We start from the raw sequence: 19,363 nt of genomic DNA, 5'->3' as shown, positions 1-19,363 counted from the left end.
TTGATTAGAGTTTGATATGGCGCGAGACCAGATCGATATGACGCCCCTGCAATCGCGCGACGAGCTCGTCGCGTGGTTCGAGGCCGGCTGCAAGGACCCGTCCGAATTCCGCATGGGCACCGAGCACGAGAAGACGCCGTTCACGCTCGACGGCCATCGTCCGGTGCCTTACGAGGGCGCGCGCGGCATCGGCGCGCTGCTCGAAGGCATGAAGCTCCTGCTCGGCTGGGAGCCGATCATGGAGCAGGGCAACATCATCGGCCTCTACGATGTCACCGGCGGCGGCGCGATCTCGCTCGAGCCCGGCGGACAGTTCGAGCTCTCCGGCGCGCCGGTCGAGAACGTGCACCAGACCCAGAGCGAGCTGATGGCGCACTTGGCGCAGGTGCGCGAGATCGCAACGCCGCTCGGCATCGGCTTCCTCGGGCTCGGCATGACGCCGTCCTGGTCGCGCGCCGACATCCCGGTGATGCCCAAGGGCCGCTACAAGATCATGACCAACTACATGCCGAAGGTCGGTCAATACGGCCTCGACATGATGTATCGGACCTGCACGGTACAGACCAATCTCGACTTCTCCTCCGAAGCCGACATGGTCAAGAAGCTGCGCGTCTCGCTCGCGCTTCAACCGGTCGCAACCGCCTTGTTCGCCAATTCGCCGTTCACCGAGGGCAAGCCGAACGGCTTCCTCTCCTTCCGCTCCGAAATCTGGCGCGACACCGACAATGCCCGTTCGGGCATGATGCCGTGGGCGTTCGAAGACGGCATGGGGTTCGAGCGCTATGTCGATTACGCGCTCGACGTGCCCATGTATTTCGTCAAGCGCGGCGAGGAATATATCGACGTCTCGGGCTCCTCGTTCCGCGCCTTCTTCAACGGCCGCAACAACAATCTTCCCGGCGAGCGTCCGACCTTGTCGGACTGGGCCAACCACCTCTCGACGATCTTCCCCGAAGTGCGGCTCAAGCGTTATCTCGAGATGCGCGGCTCCGATGGCGGCCCGTGGGGCCGCTTGCCGGCACTGCCGGCGTTCTGGGTCGGGCTGCTCTACGACGATGCTTCGCTCGATGCCGCCTGGGACCTGGTGAAGCACTGGACCTCGCATGAACGCCAGGCCCTGCGCGACGACGTGCCGCGCATGGGCTTCAAGGCGCGGATCAAGGACCGCTACCTCTTCGAGATTGCCAAGGAGTGCCTGATTCTGGCCCATGCCGGCTTGCGCCGGCGCGGCCGGATCGACCAGCTCGGCCGCGACGAAACGCGGCATCTCGAGCCGCTCGACCGCATTATCGACGCCGGCCGGACGCCGGCCGAGGAAATGCTGGATAAATTCAGCGGACCCTGGAAGGGCTCGGTGGAACCAGCCTACGCGGAATACGCGTTCTAGACCTCTGAGACCCAGAGATCCTGGATTTCAGCCGTTCATCGCCCATACAGGTTTGCGGCGATCAAATGACCGGCTGAAAAAACCTGAGCGTCGTCAATAACTCGAAAGCTGTTCCGATGGGGAAGGGCCGCCTGTCCGGGGCCGTCATGGCCAGCGCCGGGGCATGTGTCACGCTGCTTTTGCTTGCATTTGCGAGCGTGCCGGCGCCTGCCCAGACCGCCTTCGATCGGCCGGGCGGCGACTATTTCAGTACGCCCGTCACCTCGGGCGATCCCGAGGATTGCGCGCTGCTATGCGAGCGCGATCGCCGCTGCCGCTCCTGGAGCTTCAACTATCCCGACGTCGAAGGCGGCTCGGCGGTGTGCTGGCTGAAGAACACTGTGCCGACGCGCGTGCCGGGGAGTTGCTGTATCTCCGGGGTGCGCGGCGCCGGCGTGATTGAGCCGCGCGTCGAGGGCGTCGAGACGTCGATCGACCGGCCCGGCGGCGACTTGCGCAATTTCGAGATCAAGGACGGCGACGGCGTCGAGGCCTGCAAGGCCGCCTGCACCGCCGACAACAAATGCCGCGCCTTCACCTATGCCCGCCCTGGCTACACCGGCCGTGAGGCACGCTGTTTCCTGAAAAAGGAAATCAAGCCGCCGCGAAGGAAGGCGGGGTTCACGTCGGGCGTGGTGCGATAGGCGCAGCTCTCACCGCCGTCATTGCTGTCGTAGGGTGGGCAAAGGCGCGCAGCGCCGTGCCCACGATCTTTCAGCCATTGCACGAGGTGGTGGGCACGCTTCGCTTTGCCCACCCTACGAGATCTCACTCCGCTGCAACCACCGTGATCTCGGGCCACAGCGCCTTCCAGCGCGACGCCTTCGCCGCATAGTTCGCCGCAGAGAAATTCGCACCCGGATTGGGGCGCGTGATCAGCCCTACGACATCGTCGAAGCCGTGCGGCGCGTAGATATCGTAGCCATCGCCCGTGCGTCTCACCCCGATTTGCGTGTTCTGGGTGAGGAAGCGGTCGATGCCTTCCCTCGAGCTGCTCAGCGGCGGATAGGGCAGGCCGTGCTTGGCGGGGTACCACACGTGCACGCGGGCCTGGTTGCGCGCCTCGATCTTGGCACCGAGATGCGCGAGGCGCGCATGGAGGGTGCGGATCACCGCATCCTCGGCCTCCCACGATGTGTCGGGGTCGAAATAGAACACGTCGTAATCGGCGATGCCGTGATCGATCGGGCGCCCCGTGAGCACGTTCCACACCGTCTGCACCAGGCATCCCGACACCAGCCACGCATCCGGCAGTGCAAGCCGGTGCAGCTCGTCGAGGATCGCGGCGTTGACCGAATTGCGTAGGGCGAGCGCGAGGAATTCGTCGCGGGTCATCGGAAATCGTAGGGTGGGCAAAGGCGCGCTCTTCGCGCGTCGTGCCCACCATCTCTCCACGTTACGACAGACGTGGTGGGCACGCTTCCGCCTTGCCCACCCTACGATCTACGTTACCGCTCAGTGGACGGCGGTGAAGAACCGCGCCAGCCTGAATCCGGACAGCCAGGTCCACACCGGCTGGCTGCGCATGCCGAGATCCCAGGAGCCGACCACTGCGTCCGCACGGCCGATCAGATTGTCGATCGGCAACAGGCCGACGCCGCCGGAGCGCAGCGGCACGCGGCTGTCGGCCGAATTGTCGCGGTTGTCGCCGAGCACGAACAAATGCCCCGCCGGCACCGTCACCTCGGGCGTGTTGTCGAGCGGACCGCTGTCGCGCATCTTGAAGATCAGGTGCGAGACACCGTTCGGCAGCGTCTCGACATAGCGATAGGCGGGTTCGCTGCCGCCATGGTCGTCCTCGGCGGCGCCGACGCCATCGGGCTTCAGCTCGGCCGGACGGTCGTTGATGAAAAGCTGGCCCTGCCGCATCTGGATGCGGTCGCCGGGCAGCCCCACGACGCGCTTGACCCAGGCCTGTGAACGATCGCCGGGCCAGCGGAACACGACGACGTCGCCGAGCTTCGGCGTCTCCGCGAAGACGCGGCCGCTCTCGGGCAGGCTGATCTGAATCGGCAGCGACGAGGTGCCGTAGCCATAGGGGAATTTCGAGGCGAGCAGCGCATCGCCGATCAGAAGCGTCGGCTCCATCGAGCCCGACGGCACGTAGAAAGGCTCGGCGAGCGCGCCCTTGGCGATGAACACGGCGGCGACGATGCCGGCGAGCTGCACGAGTTGGCCACCCCAGCCGCTAGTCTTCCGCTTCGGGGTGACCGTTGCCTTTTCGATGCTCATGCGCCCGTTCCACCCACCGTGATGCGCTCCATCAGCAGCGACGGCTGGCCGACGCCGACAGGCACGCCCTGGCCATTCTTGCCGCAGGTGCCGATGCCGGTATCGAGCGCGAGGTCGTTGCCGATCATGCGGATGCGATGCAGGTCGGTCGGCCCGTTGCCGATCAGCATGGCGCCTTTGAGCGGCGCTCCGATCTTGCCGTTCTCGATCTTGTAGGCCTCGGTGCACTGGAACACGTACTTGCCCGAGGTGATGTCGACCTGGCCGCCGCCGAAATTCGCGGCGAACACGCCGTTCTTCACCGAGGCGATGATCTCAGCCGGGTCGCGGTCGCCCGCGAGCATGTAGGTGTTGGTCATCCGCGGCATCGGCACATGGGCGTAGCCCTGGCGACGCCCGTTGCCGGTCGGCTTCATGTTCATCAGCCGCGCGTTCTGGCGGTCCTGCATGTAGCCGACCAGGATGCCGTCCTCGATCAGCACGGTGCGGTTGGTCGGCGTGCCCTCGTCATCGATCGAGAGCGAGCCGCGGCGCGAGGCAATGGTGCCGTCGTCGACCACGGTGACGCCCTTGGCCGCGACCTGCTGGCCCATCAGGCCGGCGAAGGCCGATGTCTTCTTGCGGTTGAAGTCGCCCTCGAGGCCATGGCCGACGGCTTCATGCAGCATCACCCCGGGCCAGCCGGCGCCCAGGACGACGTCCATCTCGCCGGCGGGAGCCGGGATCGATTCCAGATTGACCAGCGCCTCGCGCAGCGCGCCGTCGGCGGCCTCGCGCCAGTTTCTGCTCTCGATGAATTCGGCATAGCCGGCGCGGCCGCCATAGCCCTTGCTGCCGCTCTCCTGGCGATCGCCCTGGCCGGCGACGACGGAGATGTTGACACGCACCAGCGGACGGATGTCGCGATAGCTCTCGCCGTCGGGCCGCAGGATCTCGACGACCTGCCAGGTTGCGCCCAGACTGACGCTGACTTGCCGTACCCGCGGATCCTTGTCGCGCAGGTAAGCGTCGATCTCCGCGAGCAGTTTTACTTTTGTCTCGAAGCCCGGCGCGTCCAGCGGATTGTCGTCGCCATAGAGGCGGACATTGGTATGCGGGGGTGGCGCCGAGAAGCTGCCGGAGTAGCCGCCGCGCACGGCAGCAACCGCGTCCGCCGCGCGAATCAGCGCCGGCAGCGACACGTCCGAGGAATGCGCGTAACCGACCGCGTCATCCTTGACCGCGCGTAAGCCAAAACCCTGCGAGGTGTCGTAGGTCGCCTGCTTCAGCCGCCCATTGTCGAACATCAGCGCTTCGGTCTGGCTGTATTCCAGGAACAGTTCGCCGTCGTCAGCGCCCGAGAGCCCGCGCGCGACCTCGCTGCGAACCTGGTCGCGGTCGAGATTGGCGCGGTCGAGCAGGGAGGTCGTGGCAGGATTGGTCATGCGTCCGTCCATTAGCGGAAGATGTGGGGCAAGATAATGGTTTCGGACCGGTTCCGCGAGGGCGCGAAGCCTCACATTACGGAAACAAAAGGATTGCCAAGATTAGCCGCCCCCTACGGCAGCTTGTCATAGCCCTCACCCAGCCCGTTCAGGCTGAGCGGGAAGCCGATGCCTTCTTCGGGGGTCTCGAAGATGATGAAGGTCGCGGTCTTGGCGCTGCGGAGCTGGCCGAGCAGCTTGTCCTCCAGGACGACCTCGGCGACGCAGCCGTTGGGCAGGCAGCGGACGAAGCCGGCGCGGCCGACGTCCTGGTTGTCGAGCTTGAGCCCGAGGCCGGAGGGCAACAGGACCCCGAGCGGGGCGACTACGCGCATCAGGCGGCTCTTCTGGTCGGCGGTCTTGAGCACGATCACGGTCAGGCCGGCATTGGAGCGGTCTTCGGCCACCACGCTCTGGATCAGGGCGCATTGCTCGGTCTGGGCGCCCGGCGGGGTGTCGCAGCGGATCTGCCAGTCGCCATGGACGGAGCGCACCGCGCCCTGCGCATGGGCGAGCCCCGGAAGCGCCAGCAGGACGATCGCAGCCAGGATGGCGGCGAGCGCCGAGAGGCCGTTCGCCGGCCTTGCCATCGATCTCGAAAGCCCCATCGGGTCGGTCCCTCTGCTCGCCTGGGTTGCTCGCGCTTGGCGGACTGATCTGGCGGACTGATACGGAAATGACGGCGTCTTGAAGGCGATTCCCAAGCAAATTCCGCGCCGCCCACACCGCCATTGCCGGCACGAATCAGGTTCCTGCCTGGCTGTCTGCAAGTGCCTACCGCGGGCAATTCCGCTGTCAAGCCGCAGCGTCCCGGGAAACGGTATTTTTGTCTGATCTTGCTGGGAAATATCTTGCCGGTGATGCCTGGCAGACGGGGCTCAAGACTGCATTGCGATAGATCAAGAATTATGGTTTGAGAGGCTTGATTTCGCGTTCTAGCGATCTGGCCCCGATTCCTCTTAGAGGTATTCTTGCGTGGCGGTTTGTCGGACTGGCGGATCGAATAAGCGTTTCCCGGAAGCAGGGGAATGCACTTGGGGTGATTTCGGAAGGGGAGCGCGAACGACATGAGGATGTCGATGGGTCGGGTGGGCCGGCAATTGCTGGGATTGGCCACCATCGCCGTGGTGGCGGCTGGCGTCACGCTGGCGACGGGTGGTGCGGCATTGGCCGAGCTCGGGCAGCCGGCGCCATGGGAGTGGACGCTCCAGCAGTCCGGTTCTCCGGTGATGGACAACATCGTCTGGTTCCACAACTTCCTCTTCTTGCTGATCACCCTGATCACGCTGTTCGTCCTCGCGCTGCTCGTGATCGTGGTCGTCAAGTTCAACGCGAAGGCCAATCCGGTGCCGTCGCGGACCACCCACAACACGCTGATCGAGGTGGCCTGGACGCTCGTTCCGGTGCTGATCCTGGTCGGCATCTCGGTGCCGTCGTTCCGGCTTCTGTTCCTGGAGCTCGACGTGCCGAAGGCGGATCTGACCATCAAGGCGACCGGCAAGCAGTGGTACTGGTCCTATGCCTATCCGGATAACGGCAAGTTCGAGTTCGACTCGCTGATGGCGCAGGACAAGCAGCCCCGCCTGCTCGGTGTCGACAACGAGATGGTGGTGCCGGTCAACAAGGTGATTCGTGTCCAGACCACCGGCGCCGACGTCATCCATGCTTTCGCGGTGCCGGCTTTCGGCATCAAGATCGACGCCATCCCGGGCCGGCTGAACGAGACCTGGTTCAAGGCCACCAAGACCGGCATGTACTACGGTCAGTGCTCGGAACTCTGCGGCAAGGACCACGCTTTCATGCCGATCGCCGTGCGTGTGGTGAGCGACCAGGAATTCGCCTCCTGGGTCGAGACGGCGAAGAAGAAATATGCGAGCGGCGGCACCAGCACCTACGCCTCCGCGGCCGGCCCGACGCAGTAAGCGCCGGGTGACGGCTTTCAGGGACTGAAAGCGATAAAAGGGCGGGACCTCCAAAGGTCCGAATGGGACGCAAGGCAGGATTTGAAAATGGCAACGAGCGCAGCGGCACACGGCGATCACGCGCAAGCCCACGGACATGACGAGCACGCCCATCCGACCGGATGGCGGCGCTACGTCTATTCGACCAACCACAAGGACATCGGCACGATGTACCTGGTATTCGCGGTCATCGCCGGCATCATCGGTGCCGCGATGTCGATCGCGATCCGGGCCGAGCTGATGTATCCGGGCGTGCAGGTCTTCCACGAGACCCACACCTACAACGTGTTCGTGACCTCGCACGGCCTGATCATGATCTTCTTCATGGTCATGCCGGCGATGATCGGCGGCTTCGGCAATTGGTTCGTGCCGCTGATGATCGGCGCGCCGGACATGGCGTTCCCGCGCATGAACAACATTTCGTTCTGGCTGTTGCCGGCATCCTTCGCGCTGCTGCTGATGTCGACCTTCGTGGAGGGCGAGCCGGGCGCCAACGGCGTCGGCGCCGGCTGGACCATGTACGTGCCGCTGTCGAGCTCCGGCCATCCGGGGCCGGCCGTCGACTTCGCGATCCTGTCGCTGCATCTCGCCGGCGCCTCGTCGATCCTCGGCGCCATCAACTTCATCACCACGATCTTCAACATGCGCGCGCCGGGCATGACCCTGCACAAGATGCCGCTGTTCGTGTGGTCGATCCTGGTGACCGTGTTCCTGCTGCTGTTGTCGCTGCCGGTGCTCGCCGGTGCGATCACCATGCTGCTCACCGACCGCAATTTCGGCACGACCTTCTTCGCGCCCGACGGCGGCGGCGACCCCGTGCTGTTCCAGCATCTGTTCTGGTTCTTCGGCCACCCCGAGGTCTACATCCTGATCCTGCCCGCCTTCGGCATGATCAGCCAGATCGTCTCGACCTTCTCGCGCAAGCCCGTGTTCGGCTATCTCGGCATGGCCTACGCCATGGTCGCGATCGGCGGCATCGGCTTCGTGGTGTGGGCGCACCACATGTACACGGTCGGCATGTCCTCGGCGACGCAGGCCTATTTCGTCGCGGCGACCATGGTCATCGCGGTTCCGACCGGCGTGAAGATATTCTCCTGGATCGCCACGATGTGGGGCGGCTCGATCGAGTTCCGGGCACCGATGATCTGGGCGGTGGGCTTCATCTTCCTGTTCACGATCGGCGGCGTGACCGGCGTCGTGCTGGCGAACGCCGGCGTCGACCGCGTGCTGCAGGAGACCTACTACGTCGTCGCGCACTTCCATTACGTGCTGTCGCTCGGCGCGGTGTTCGGAATCTTCGCCGGCTGGTACTACTGGTTCCCGAAGATGTCGGGCTACATGTACAATGAAGCGCTCGCGAAGGCGCACTTCTGGGTCACCTTCATCGGCGTCAACCTCGTGTTCTTCCCGCAGCACTTCCTCGGCCTGTCGGGCATGCCGCGCCGCTACGTCGACTATCCCGATGCCTTCGCGGGCTGGAACCTGGTCTCGTCGGTCGGCTCCTACATCTCCGGCTTCGGCGTGCTGATCTTCCTCTACTGCGTGCTCGACGCCTACATGAAGAAGGTGCCGGCGGGCGACAATCCGTGGGGTGCTGGCGCGACCACGCTGGAGTGGACGTTGTCCTCGCCGCCGCCGTTCCACCAGTTCGAAGTGCTGCCCCGCGTGCAGTGATCGATCTCCCGCGGCGCCCCTGACGGGCGCCGCGGCGCTATAACGAAGCGAGTTGAATTAAGTGTCTGTCCTCGACCACCACGCCGCCGACATCAATCCCCGCATCTCCGAAGCGGAGGTGGGCGACTACATCGCGCTGCTCAAGCCGCGGGTGATGTCGCTGGTGATTTTCACCGCGCTGGTCGGAATGGCGATGGCGCCGGGGCATTTCCATCCCGTGCTGGCAATCACCTCGCTGCTCTGCATCGCGGTCGGCGCCGGCGCCTCCGGGGCGCTCAACATGGCGCTCGAAGGCGACATCGATTCCAAGATGTCGCGGACGGCGAACCGGCCGATCCCGCGCGGCCGCATCACCCGCCCCGAAGCGATGGCGTTCGGCATGACGCTCGCCTTCTTCTCGGTGATGACGCTCGGCATCCTCGTCAACTGGGTCGCGGGCGCGCTGCTCGCCTTCACCATCTTCTTCTACGTCGTGATCTATACGATGTGGCTGAAGCGCTGGACCGCGCAGAACATCGTGATCGGCGGTGCCGCCGGTGCGCTGCCGCCGGTGGTGGCCTGGGCTGCGGTGACGGGCACGGTCGACGTCGAGCCGCTGCTGCTGTTCGCGATCATCTTCTTCTGGACCCCGCCGCATTTCTGGGCGCTGGCGCTGTTCCGCTCCGATGACTATGCGCGCGCCGGCATTCCGATGCTGCCCAACGTCGCCGGTCCCGACGCGACGCGTCTGCAGATCCTGCTCTACACCATCGTGCTGATCGCGGTCGCCGCCGCGCCCTGGGCGCTCGGCTATTTCGACGCCGTCTACGGCGTGATCTCGCTGATCCTCGGCGCCGGCATGCTGGTGCTCGCCATCAACGTCTATCTGCGCCGCGAGCGCAGCCAGTCGTTGCGCGCGACCCGCAAGCTGTTTGCCTTCTCGATCCTGTATCTGTTCGCGCTGTTCGCGACCCTGCTGGCCGAGGTCGTGTATCGGGCGCTGGCTCCGATGGTTGGGGGCGCATGATCACCGCGATGGCCGACAAACGCGAGCCAGAAGGAATCGTCCTCACCGAGGCGCAGCAGAAGAGCCGCCGTCAGCGCTCCATCGCCATCGCTTTGGCGCTCGGCGTGCTCGTGGTGCTGTTCTTCGCCGTCACCATGGTCAAGGGGCCGGCAGTGCTCGTGCGGCCGATGTAGGAAACATGGATCACGAACCGACCATATCGCAGGACGTCAGCGCCAAGCCGGGCCATCGCAAGCCGGGCAAGGCACGCGGGCTGGGTCGCGATGTGGTCGTTGCTTCGATCTGCGGCGGCGTGGTCGCGCTGATGGTCGGCGCCTCCTACGCAGCGGTGCCGTTCTACAACTGGTTCTGCCGCGCCACCGGCTTCAACGGCACGACGCAAGTGGCGACCTCCGCGCCGGCCACGGGCCCGATCGCGCGGAAGATCTCGGTGCGCTTCGATTCCAACGTCGCGCCCGGCCTGCCCTGGAAGTTCGAGCCGGAGCAGAGCGAGATCGAGGTCAATATCGGCCAGGTCGTGACGGTCTTCTACACCGTGACCAACCAGGCGGCGCGCACCACTGCGGGCCAGGCCGCCTACAACGTCGCGCCGCTGACGGTCGGCGCCTATTTCCAGAAGATCAACTGCTTCTGCTTCACCGAGCAGACCATGGCGCCCGGTGAGAAGCGCGAGATGCCGGTCGTGTTCTACGTCGATCCGTCGATCGCCGACGACCGCGAGAACGACGGGCTGAACACGATCACGCTGTCCTACACGTTCTATCCGGTGCGCGATTCGGTGGTGAAACCGCTGGCATCGGGCGAGGGCGACAGGCGCAAGGGAAATCTTTGACCGCAGGGCTCACGCTCAGGCGGTCGGACACAAGGGGATAAGTGCCTGACAGGCACGGGATTGAGGAGAGAGACGGAAATGGCCACGGCGCACACCAAGCATCACGACTATCATCTGGTCGATCCCTCTCCCTGGCCGGCGGTCGGCTCGCTCTCGGCTTTCATCATGGCGGTCGGCGCCATCGCCTGGATGCACCACATGTTCTCCGCGGCGCCGATCGTGTTCGGCGTCGGCACTGTGGGCGTGCTCTACACCATGGCGAGCTGGTGGGCCGACGTGATCAAGGAAGCCCAGTACAAGGGCGACCATACCCGCGTCGTGCAGCTGCATCACCGCTACGGCATGATCCTGTTCATCGCCTCCGAGGTGATGTTCTTCGTCGCCTGGTTCTGGGCTTACTTCAACGCGGCGCTGTTTCCGGCCGATGCCGTTCACGCCACCCGTGACGCCGTGTTCGGCTGCGGCCTCGGCACGCAGCCCGGCGCTTGCGCGGTCCCCGGCACCTGGCCGCCGAAGGGCATCGAGACCTTCGATCCCTGGCATCTGCCCCTGCTGAATACGCTGATCCTGCTCACGTCAGGCACCACCGTGACCTGGGCGCACCATGCGCTGCTCGAGAACGACCGGCAGGGCCTGAAATACGGCCTGATCCTCACCGTCGTGCTCGGCGCGCTCTTCACCTGCGTGCAGGCCTATGAATACAGCCACGCGGCGTTCTCCTTCGCCGGCAACGTCTACGGCGCGACGTTCTTCATGGCGACCGGCTTCCACGGCTTCCACGTGCTGGTCGGCACCGTCTTCCTGCTGGTCTGCCTGTTCCGCGCTTATGCCGGCCACTTCACGCCGAAGCAGCATCTCGGCTTCGAGTTCGCCGCCTGGTACTGGCACTTCGTCGACGTGGTCTGGCTGTTCCTGTTCCTCTGCATCTACGTCTGGGGACGCGGCGCCGAGGCCATGGCCCACGCCGCGCACTGAGCCGTATCGAACCGATCAGGAAGGGCGGCCGCAGGGCCGCCCTTTCGTTTTCCGGCCGCCGGAAGCTTCTCCGGAAACTGTGATAGAGTCCGTCCTCATGAACGACAGTGCCGGCACACCCCAGTCCGAAGCCACGGTCCTGCAAAGCGCGCTGCGCGGGCTTGCCTGCAGATGTCCACGCTGCGGCCAGGGCAAGCTTTACGCGGGCTTCCTGACGCTCGCGCCCGCTTGCGACCGTTGCGGGCTCGACTATGCCTTCATCGATTCCGGCGACGGTCCGGCGATCTTCATCATCATGCTGGCCGGCGGCATCGTCGTCGCCTGCGCACTCATCGTCGAAGTCAAATACCAGCCGCCATACTGGCTGCATGCCGTGCTCTGGCTGCCGCTGATCCTCGCCACCACGCTGTTGCCGCTGCGCTCGATGAAGTCGCTGCTGATCGCGCTGCAATTCCATCACAAGGCGGCGCCGGGCCGGTTGGTCGATCGCGCGAAATGACCGAGCCTGCGCGCAAGGCCCGCGTGACCGGCTTCGCGCTGTTCACGCTGTTCCTGACGGCCGTGTTCGTTGCGCTCGGTGTCTGGCAGCTGCAGCGCCGCACGGCCAAGCACGAGCTGATTGCGGCACTCACCGAGCGGCTTGCGGCGGCGCCGGTCCCGCTGCCGCCGTCCGCGCAATGGGCCGCGCTCAATCCTGCCCGCGACGAATTCCGCCGCGTCAGCTTCACCGCGACTTACGCAGCCCTGCCCGATGCGATGGTCTATTCCTCCGGCTCGGCAGTGCGCAAGGACGCCTCCGGCCCGGGCACCTGGGCGTTCCTGCCGGCGCGGCTTCCCGGCGGCGAGACGCTCGTGATCGACGCCGGCTTCGTCGAGAACACGATGCAGGACCGCGGCGTCGAGGATCGCGCGGTGAAGAAGCTCGTCACGGGCGAACCGGTGTCGCTCACCGGCTATCTGCGCTTTCCCGAGGCGCCAAGCTGGCTGACACCGGCGGAGAATCGCGACAAGCGGCTCTGGTTCGTGCGCGATCATCTGGCAATCGCAAGCGCGCTGGGCTGGGGCGCGGTTGCGCCGTTCTATATCGATCTCGAGGGGCCCGTGCCCGCGAACGGCATCCCGCGTCCGGGGCCGCTCGTGGTGAACCTCAAGGACGACCATCTGCAATATGCAATCACCTGGTTCACGCTCGCAGGCGCGGTGTTGATCGCATTCGCGGTCTGGCTGCGAGGACGGCGGCAGAGTTCCGTCACTCCGTAGATTCCCTGATGTGGAACCCGGAATCGCCCGGACTTTCTTATTCAGCGGACATTCACGAGTGTGGTCCTAAGCCGCCTTCAAGATTTCTCGCGGCAGACAGGATTTCGGCGTGAGCGATTTCGATCAGATGGGAATTGTCGTCGACTGGGTGGATGCCTGTCGGAGAGGCGATCTTGCGACGCTGCTCGACCTCTATGCCGACGATGCCGAGCTCGAATGCACGTGCAACGGCACGGAACGCTATCGCGGCCGCAGCGAGCTTGAAATCTATTGGGGGCCGCGGCTCGGCGCCTTCTCGTCGGCAGGGTTCGGGCTGGAGGAGATCCATCCCGCGCCCCACGGTGTTCACCTTGAATATTCCGTCGCCGGCGCGCTGCGCATTCAGGCCTTGTTCCGCTTCAGCCCGGATGGCAAGATCCGCAGCACGCTATGCGAGCCGGCGCGACAGAATGCGCATCACGGCTGCGCGTGCTGAATTAGCCCGGTGATGGCGCGTCCTGCATCGTCTCCGCCGGAAGGCGGCAGCGCACGTAGGTTCGCTCATCCACGCGCAACAGCGATAGCGATCCGCTGAGCGCGCGCACGCGCTCGTGCATGCCGGTCAGGCCGCGGCCGAAGACATTGCCCGCAGGAAAACCGCCGCCGTCGTCGGATATCTCGACGACGAGAGTCTTGTCGGCGACCGTCGCCTGCACATGGGCGTTGCCGGCGTTGGCATGTCGCAGCACGTTGGTCAGCGCCTCCTGGATCACCCGATAGACGGTCTGCGCCAGCGGTCCGCCGATCCCGCTGAGATCGGGATCGATCGCGTCCGTCAGGACGATATGAGGTGCCTGCTTGCGAAAATTCCGCAGCAGCGTCTGTACGCTGCTCGAAAGGCCGAGTTCCTCGATATAGAGCGGTCGCAGCTGGTCGAGGATGCGGCGGTTGGTCTGCTGCAGTGCCTCGACCGATTGCAGCAGGTCCTGTGCCGAATTGCCGAGATGTCCCTGTGGCTGGGAGGCCTCGCTCAGCGCGATCGTGCCGGCGCGGATGCTGAACAGCAGGGGGCCGAGCTCGTCATGCAGCTCGCGGGCGAGATCGCGCCGCTCGTCATCCTGGAGCGACACCAGGCGGTGCATCAGATCGCGATTGTCCTGGCTCAAATGCGCCAGCGTTGCAGCCAGCGCATTCGCCTCCGCGCAGCTTTGCCGGATTTCCGGCGGGCCCCCGACCGGTATCGGCCTGGTGTAGTCGCCCCGTCGTATTCGCGTGAGACCTTCGCCGAGATCTTGCAGGGGGCGCAGCACCGATCCCGACAAGACATAGGCAATCGTGCCGATAAGAACCATCAGCGCGGCGAGCAGGCTGGCGAGCGCTAGAAGGCCAATCCATTTCTCGAACAGATCGGCCGACATGTCCTGCAGAATTACGATGTCGCCAACGCGCTTACCGTCGATCGTCACCGGAAATGCCGTGTCCATGTTGGGAACAGCGAGAAGGTCGATGAACCATTGCGGCACGCCATGCGGCTTGCGCAGGTCGTCCTTCGCCGGTGGCGCGGGACCTGCTCCCAGGGCGCGGAATTGGATATCGGAGGAGGTGTCCAAGGAATGGACAAAGGCATCGAGGGTCTGCCGCGGATTGTCCGAAGCGCTCAAGGCGTTGTTGAGCGCGGCGGCGACCGCCTCCGTCGAACGCCGTCGCGGCTCGCTCTCCTCCGCCAATTGACCCGTCGCGAAAACCTGCAGCAGCACGCCGCCCAGGACCAGCACCGCGAGAAAACTGGCGCCGAGCGGGAGAAACAATTGTGTCCGGAACGAAAGTCGGTGCCACATTAGGTCAATTCTAACGCGCATCGGCGGAATTTGCTCTTTCCATTTATTCCCGCCGGTCTAAGAGTCGAGAAAACAGAGAGTGCGCGATGCAAGATACCGCCAAGCTGGCGACAAGGGTCCTGATCGTCGACGACCATCCCGTGGTGTTGTCCGGCTGCCGCACCCTGTTCGCATCCGACCATTCAATCCGCATCGATGAGGCGACCGACGCCAAATCCGGGCATCGCGCCTATGTCAGCAAGCGGCCCGACGTCACCGTGATCGACATCAGCCTGCCCGACGTCTCCGGCTTCGAGCTAATGCGACGCATCCGCAAGGATGATCCCGACGCCAAGATCATCATGTTCAGCATGAACGACGATCCGGCCTTCGTGGTGCGGGCCGTCGAGCTTGGGGCGCAAGGCTATGTCTCCAAGGGCGACGACCCCAGGATCCTGCTGAAAGCGGTGCGCAAGGTGGTGGCGGGCGACAATTTCATCTCACCGCAGCTTGCGGAAGCCGTGACGTTTTCCGGCGCGGCGATCAAGGCCAACCCGGCTTCGCAGATGACGCCGCGGGAGCTCGAAATTCTCCGCTTGCTCGGACGCGGCGACAAGATCGTCGAGGTCGCCGAGGCGCTCGGCATCTCCTACAAGACCGTCGCCAACACCACGTCTCTGCTCAAGCAGAAGCTGGGCGCCAAGAACCATTCCGACCTGATCCGGATCGCAGTGGAAATCGGGTTGAACTGACCTTTGCCAGCGACCGAACCGGCTGCTCAAGGATGCAGCGGTTCGGCCGACGGATCGACGCCGCCGCTGGCCGGGCAATGCATGGACAACGGGCTGACACCCATCCGCCGACACAATGGGCCGAGGCTGTATTCGTTCCCATGGCTCATACGGGAAAAAGCGGAATTGATTGCCGAGATTTGGCTGTGCCTGTATCGGACGGGCCTGAGCCGGTTCGGGAAGAATAGGAACATCTTCGACACGTGCGGGTTTTGGCCTTGACGATTTCGTGACAGGCGACGAAAGCTTGCCGGACCAGTTTTGAGGAGCGACGACCCCGACGAAGCAAACCGGTCTGCACACAACGACAGACCTTCCAAGAGAAGGGCTGCGGCAATGCCGCAGCCCTTTTTCATTGGACGAGGGGAAGGTCGGAAGCGGTTTCCCGATGCCGCAAAACACTCTATGGTGGCTCAAAGCCTCTGGCTGTTGACAAGTAACTACGTAAAATCAAAGGCTTAAGGGTCGGGCTTCGGCCGGCCGGCCTTTGGAGGGCAGTTTGACTCGTTATATCTCGACCCGGGGCGAGGCCCCTGAACTCGGCTTCTGCGACGTGATGCTGACCGGGCTTGCCCGCGACGGTGGCCTGTATGTGCCGGCGGTGTGGCCACAGCTCCCGAGCGAGACGATCGCCGGCTTCTTCGGCCGCCCCTATTGGGAGGTCGCGGTCGACGTGATTCGTCCCTTTGCAGGCGGCGAGATTTCGGACGCCGAGCTCGGACGCATGGCGAACGAGGCCTACGCCACCTTCCGCCATCCTGCAGTGGTGCCGCTGCGCCAGATGTCGCCGCACCAGTTCGTGCTGGAGCTGTTCCACGGTCCGACGCTCGCCTTCAAGGACGTGGCGATGCAGCTGATCTCGCGGCTGATGGACCATGTGCTCGAAAAGCGCGGCCAGCGCACCACCATCGTGGTCGCGACGTCGGGCGATACCGGCGGCGCCGCGGTCGAAGCCTTTGCGGGCCTCGAGAACGTCGATCTCATCGTGCTGTTTCCGCACGGCCGCATCTCTGAGGTGCAGCGGCGGATGATGACGACGACGGGTGCGGCCAACGTCCATGCGCTCGCCATCGAAGGCACCTTCGACGACTGCCAGGCGCTCGTGAAGGGGATGTTCAACAACCATCGCTTCCGCGATGCGAGCTCGCTCTCCGGTGTCAACTCCATCAACTGGGCGCGCATCGTCGCCCAGGTGGTCTACTATTTCACCTCCGCCGTCGCGGTCGGTGCGCCGGCGCGCGCGGTCGATTTCGTCGTTCCGACAGGCAATTTCGGCGACATTTTCGCTGGCTACGTCGCCAAGCGCATGGGGCTGCCGGTGCGCACCCTGCGTATCGCCGCCAACGTAAACGACATCCTGGCGCGCACGCTGAAGACCGGCATCTACGAGGTGCGCGAGGTGCACGCGACGGCATCGCCGTCGATGGACATCCAGATCTCCTCGAACTTCGAACGGCTGCTGTTCGAGGCCGGCCGGCGCGATGCCGCCGGCGTGCGCCGCCTGATGGAACAGCTGAAGCAGTCCGGGCGTTTCGTGCTGCCCGATGCGACACTCGCCGCGATCCGCGAGGAGTTCGATGCCGGGCGCGCCGACGAGACCGAGACTGCGGCTGCGATTCGCGCCGCCTGGCGCGAAGCCGGCGAGCTGGTCGATCCCCATACCGCCGTGGCGCTCGCCGTCGCGGACCGCGACACCACCGATACGAGGGTGCCGAGCATCGTGCTCTCTACCGCGCATCCGGCCAAATTCCCCGACGCCGTCGAGGCGGCCTGCGGCCAGCGGCCGCAACTGCCGGCCTGGCTCGACGGCCTGATGACCAAATCCGAACACATGAGGGTGATGAAGAACGATCAGGCCGAGGTCGAGCGGTTCGTGCTGTCCGCCAGCCGCGCCGCAAAGCAGGGAGTTGCCGGATGAGCGTCGAGATGTCCAAGCTTGCCTCCGGCCTCACCGTCGTCACCGACGAGATGCCCCACCTCGAGACGGCGGCGCTCGGCGTCTGGGCCGGCGTCGGCGGACGCGACGAGAAGCCGAACGAGCACGGCATCTCGCATCTGTTGGAGCACATGGCGTTCAAGGGCACGACCAAGCGCTCCTCGCGCGAGATCGTCGAGGAGATCGAGGCGGTCGGCGGCGACCTCAATGCCGGCACCTCGACAGAGACCACGTCCTATTATGCGCGGGTGCTGAAGGCCGACGTGCCGCTCGCGCTCGACGTGCTCGCCGACATCCTCGCCAATCCCGCCTTCGAGCCCGACGAGCTGGAGCGCGAGAAGAACGTCATCGTGCAGGAGATCGGTGCCGCGCAGGACACGCCCGACGACGTCGTGTTCGAGCATCTGAACGAGCTCTGCTATCCCGACCAGCCGATGGGCCGCTCGCTGCTCGGCACCGCCAAAACGCTGCGCGCCTTCAACCGCGACATGCTGCGCGGCTATCTCTCGACGCATTATCGCGGGCCCGACATGGTGGTGGCTGCGGCCGGCGCGGTCAACCACAGCCAAGTCGTCGCCGAGGTCGAAAAGCGTTTTGGGAGCTTCGAGGGGACGCCGGGGCCGAAGCCGCAGGCCGCTCAGTTCGGCCAGGGCGGCACCAAGGTGGTGCATCGCGAGCTCGAGCAGGCGCATCTGACGCTGGCGCTCGAGGGCGTGCCGCAGTCCGATCCGTCGCTGTTCTCGCTGCAGGTCTTCACCAACATCCTCGGCGGCGGAATGTCGTCGCGCCTGTTCCAGGAGGTGCGCGAGAAGCGCGGCCTCTGCTACTCCATCTACACCTTCCACGCGCCCTACACCGACACCGGCTTCTTCGGCCTCTATACCGGCACCGATCCCGCCGACGCTCCGGAGATGATGGAGGTCGTGGTCGACATCATGAACGATTCGGTGGAGACGCTGGCCGAGGCCGAGATCGCCCGGGCCAAGGCGCAGATGAAGGCGGGTCTCTTGATGGCGTTGGAAAGCTGCTCTTCCCGCGCCGAGCAGCTCGCCCGGCATGTGCTGGCCTACGGGCGGCCGCAGACGGTGCAGGAACTGGTCGCCCGGATTGATGCCGTCAGCATCGAATCGACGCGGGACGCGGCCCGTGCGCTGCTGTCGCGCAGCCGGCCTGCGGTTGTCGCATTGGGCAGCGGCAGGGGTCTGGACACGGCGGTGTCTTTTGCGGAAGGATTGACCCGGGCGCGCGCCAAGGCGCGGCTGCATTAGGAGCCGCGCGCGGGCTGCCTCGCCCCGGGAAGCATCACCATGGCCCTTTTTCGCCTGCCTTCCAGTGGACCCGCCGCCCTCGCGCCGCGCGGCAACGGGCTGCTCCTCCGCGCGCCGCAAATGTCGGACTTCCTGCAATGGGCGCATTTGCGCGAGACCAGCCGCGACTATCTCACGCCTTGGGAGCCGATCTGGCCGTCTGACGATCTCACCCGGTCCGGCTTCCGCCGCCGCCTGCGCCGCTATGCCGAGGACATCGCCGCGGACCGCTCCTATCCCTTTCTGATCTTCCGCGAGCTCGACGGTGCCCTGGTCGGCGGCATCACGCTCGCCAATGTCCGGCGTGGCATCGTGCAGGCCGGCACCATCGGCTATTGGGTCGGCCAGCCCTATGCCCATCGCGGCTACATGACGGCCGCACTGCGGGTGCTGCTGCCGACGCTGTTTGGCGAGCTCAACCTGCACCGGGTCGAGGCCGCCTGCATCCCCACCAACGCGCCGTCGATCCGGGTGCTGGAGAAGTGCGGCTTCTCGCGCGAGGGCCTGGCGCGCCGTTATCTCTGCATCAACGGGGTCTGGCAGGATCACCTGCTGTTCGGCCTGCTGCACGAGGATTTCCGCGGCTGAGCGGCCGTCTGGTGCGGTCGAGTCCCCCTTTTTGCTGCCTTGGGTTCGCCGATTTTGGCGATATAACCGCGTGCCGCGGCCGGCGATCGGCCGGCAATTGTCATGGAGTACGGGCG

General features: G+C 65.1%; 20 protein-coding genes. 15 read left to right on the top strand and 5 right to left on the bottom strand.

Annotated elements, in window-relative coordinates:
* Positions 1-16 precede the first annotated feature (16 nt).
* On the top strand, positions 17-1,387 hold the full coding sequence (locus XI05_RS26630) for a glutamate--cysteine ligase (RefSeq protein ID WP_271507277.1): 1,371 nt from the start codon (positions 17-19) through the stop codon (positions 1,385-1,387).
* 116 nt (positions 1,388-1,503) lie between these two features.
* On the top strand, positions 1,504-2,070 hold the full coding sequence (locus XI05_RS26625; protein WP_271507275.1) for a PAN domain-containing protein: 567 nt from the start codon (positions 1,504-1,506) through the stop codon (positions 2,068-2,070).
* A 124-nt stretch (positions 2,071-2,194) separates the two neighbouring features.
* Here XI05_RS26625 and XI05_RS26620 read toward each other — a convergent pair whose 3' ends face one another.
* The 4 genes from XI05_RS26620 to XI05_RS26605 all read right to left on the bottom strand — a co-directional run bounded on the left by XI05_RS26620 (position 2,195) and on the right by XI05_RS26605 (position 5,729).
* Positions 2,195-2,761, bottom strand: a complete 567-nt coding sequence (locus XI05_RS26620; RefSeq protein WP_271507273.1) for a nucleotidyltransferase family protein — start codon at positions 2,759-2,761, stop codon at positions 2,195-2,197.
* A 120-nt stretch (positions 2,762-2,881) separates the two neighbouring features.
* Complete coding sequence (gene lepB, locus XI05_RS26615) at positions 2,882-3,658, bottom strand: signal peptidase I (RefSeq protein WP_172786072.1); 777 nt, start codon at positions 3,656-3,658, stop codon at positions 2,882-2,884.
* Positions 3,655-5,082, bottom strand: a complete 1,428-nt coding sequence (tldD, locus tag XI05_RS26610; RefSeq protein ID WP_109145594.1) for a metalloprotease TldD — start codon at positions 5,080-5,082, stop codon at positions 3,655-3,657. The genes lepB and tldD overlap by 4 nt, the downstream gene beginning before the upstream one ends.
* Positions 5,083-5,195: 113 nt before the next feature.
* Entirely contained in the window at positions 5,196-5,729 is a 534-nt protein-coding gene (locus XI05_RS26605; RefSeq protein WP_271507272.1) for an invasion associated locus B family protein, read from the bottom strand.
* Positions 5,730-6,188: 459 nt separating this feature from the next.
* Between XI05_RS26605 and coxB the strand changes: the two genes are divergently transcribed.
* The 9 genes from coxB to XI05_RS26560 all read left to right on the top strand — a co-directional run bounded on the left by coxB (position 6,189) and on the right by XI05_RS26560 (position 13,304).
* The gene (coxB, locus tag XI05_RS26600) at positions 6,189-7,043 is read left to right on the top strand and encodes a cytochrome c oxidase subunit II (RefSeq protein WP_271507269.1); all 855 of its coding nucleotides are present in this window, start codon (positions 6,189-6,191) and stop codon (positions 7,041-7,043) included.
* Positions 7,044-7,130: 87 nt separating this feature from the next.
* Positions 7,131-8,756, top strand: coding sequence for a cytochrome c oxidase subunit I (gene ctaD / locus XI05_RS26595; protein ID WP_172786068.1), 1,626 nt, complete (start codon positions 7,131-7,133; stop codon positions 8,754-8,756).
* Positions 8,757-8,817: 61 nt separating this feature from the next.
* A complete protein-coding gene (locus tag XI05_RS26590; protein ID WP_271507267.1) occupies positions 8,818-9,762 on the top strand; it encodes a heme o synthase in 945 nt (314 codons plus the stop codon).
* Positions 9,759-9,935 (top strand): CoxF protein, encoded by a 177-nt coding sequence (locus tag XI05_RS26585; protein WP_128923243.1) that lies wholly within the window; start codon positions 9,759-9,761, stop codon positions 9,933-9,935. Before XI05_RS26590 ends, XI05_RS26585 begins: the two co-directional genes overlap by 4 nt.
* A gap of 5 nt (positions 9,936-9,940) precedes the next feature.
* Positions 9,941-10,594: a cytochrome c oxidase assembly protein gene (locus tag XI05_RS26580; RefSeq protein ID WP_271507265.1), complete on the top strand. Its 654-nt coding sequence runs from the start codon at positions 9,941-9,943 to the stop codon at positions 10,592-10,594.
* 78 nt (positions 10,595-10,672) lie between these two features.
* Complete coding sequence (locus tag XI05_RS26575; protein ID WP_260381193.1) at positions 10,673-11,569, top strand: cytochrome c oxidase subunit 3; 897 nt, start codon at positions 10,673-10,675, stop codon at positions 11,567-11,569.
* A 97-nt stretch (positions 11,570-11,666) separates the two neighbouring features.
* Complete coding sequence (locus XI05_RS26570; RefSeq protein WP_260381192.1) at positions 11,667-12,068, top strand: DUF983 domain-containing protein; 402 nt, start codon at positions 11,667-11,669, stop codon at positions 12,066-12,068.
* Positions 12,065-12,829, top strand: coding sequence for an SURF1 family protein (locus XI05_RS26565; RefSeq protein ID WP_271507263.1), 765 nt, complete (start codon positions 12,065-12,067; stop codon positions 12,827-12,829). Before XI05_RS26570 ends, XI05_RS26565 begins: the two co-directional genes overlap by 4 nt.
* 109 nt (positions 12,830-12,938) lie before the next feature.
* Positions 12,939-13,304, top strand: coding sequence for a nuclear transport factor 2 family protein (locus tag XI05_RS26560; protein ID WP_271507261.1), 366 nt, complete (start codon positions 12,939-12,941; stop codon positions 13,302-13,304).
* Position 13,305: 1 nt separating this feature from the next.
* Here XI05_RS26560 and XI05_RS26555 read toward each other — a convergent pair whose 3' ends face one another.
* Positions 13,306-14,646 carry a histidine kinase gene (locus tag XI05_RS26555; RefSeq protein ID WP_271507260.1) on the bottom strand — a complete coding sequence of 447 codons (1,341 nt, stop codon included), beginning with the start codon at positions 14,644-14,646 and terminating at the stop codon, positions 13,306-13,308.
* A gap of 86 nt (positions 14,647-14,732) precedes the next feature.
* Here XI05_RS26555 and XI05_RS26550 point away from each other — a divergent pair, with 86 nt between their 5' ends.
* From XI05_RS26550 to XI05_RS26535, 4 genes are all read left to right on the top strand, one after another.
* Complete coding sequence (locus XI05_RS26550; RefSeq protein ID WP_172786060.1) at positions 14,733-15,377, top strand: response regulator transcription factor; 645 nt, start codon at positions 14,733-14,735, stop codon at positions 15,375-15,377.
* A 538-nt stretch (positions 15,378-15,915) separates the two neighbouring features.
* Positions 15,916-17,334 carry a threonine synthase gene (thrC, locus tag XI05_RS26545; RefSeq protein WP_271507258.1) on the top strand — a complete coding sequence of 473 codons (1,419 nt, stop codon included), beginning with the start codon at positions 15,916-15,918 and terminating at the stop codon, positions 17,332-17,334.
* Positions 17,331-18,620 (top strand): M16 family metallopeptidase, encoded by a 1,290-nt coding sequence (locus XI05_RS26540; RefSeq protein ID WP_271507256.1) that lies wholly within the window; start codon positions 17,331-17,333, stop codon positions 18,618-18,620. The genes thrC and XI05_RS26540 overlap by 4 nt, the downstream gene beginning before the upstream one ends.
* Before the next feature lie 39 nt (positions 18,621-18,659).
* On the top strand, positions 18,660-19,247 hold the full coding sequence (locus XI05_RS26535) for a GNAT family N-acetyltransferase (protein ID WP_035996611.1): 588 nt from the start codon (positions 18,660-18,662) through the stop codon (positions 19,245-19,247).
* The last annotated feature ends 116 nt before the right edge of the window (positions 19,248-19,363 follow it).

Source organism: Bradyrhizobium sp. CCBAU 11357, from assembly GCF_028128865.1.
Classification (GTDB): Bacteria; Pseudomonadota; Alphaproteobacteria; order Rhizobiales; family Xanthobacteraceae; genus Bradyrhizobium.
Note: the sequence above shows the minus strand (reverse complement) of the source record. Positions and strands in the feature narration are given on the sequence as shown.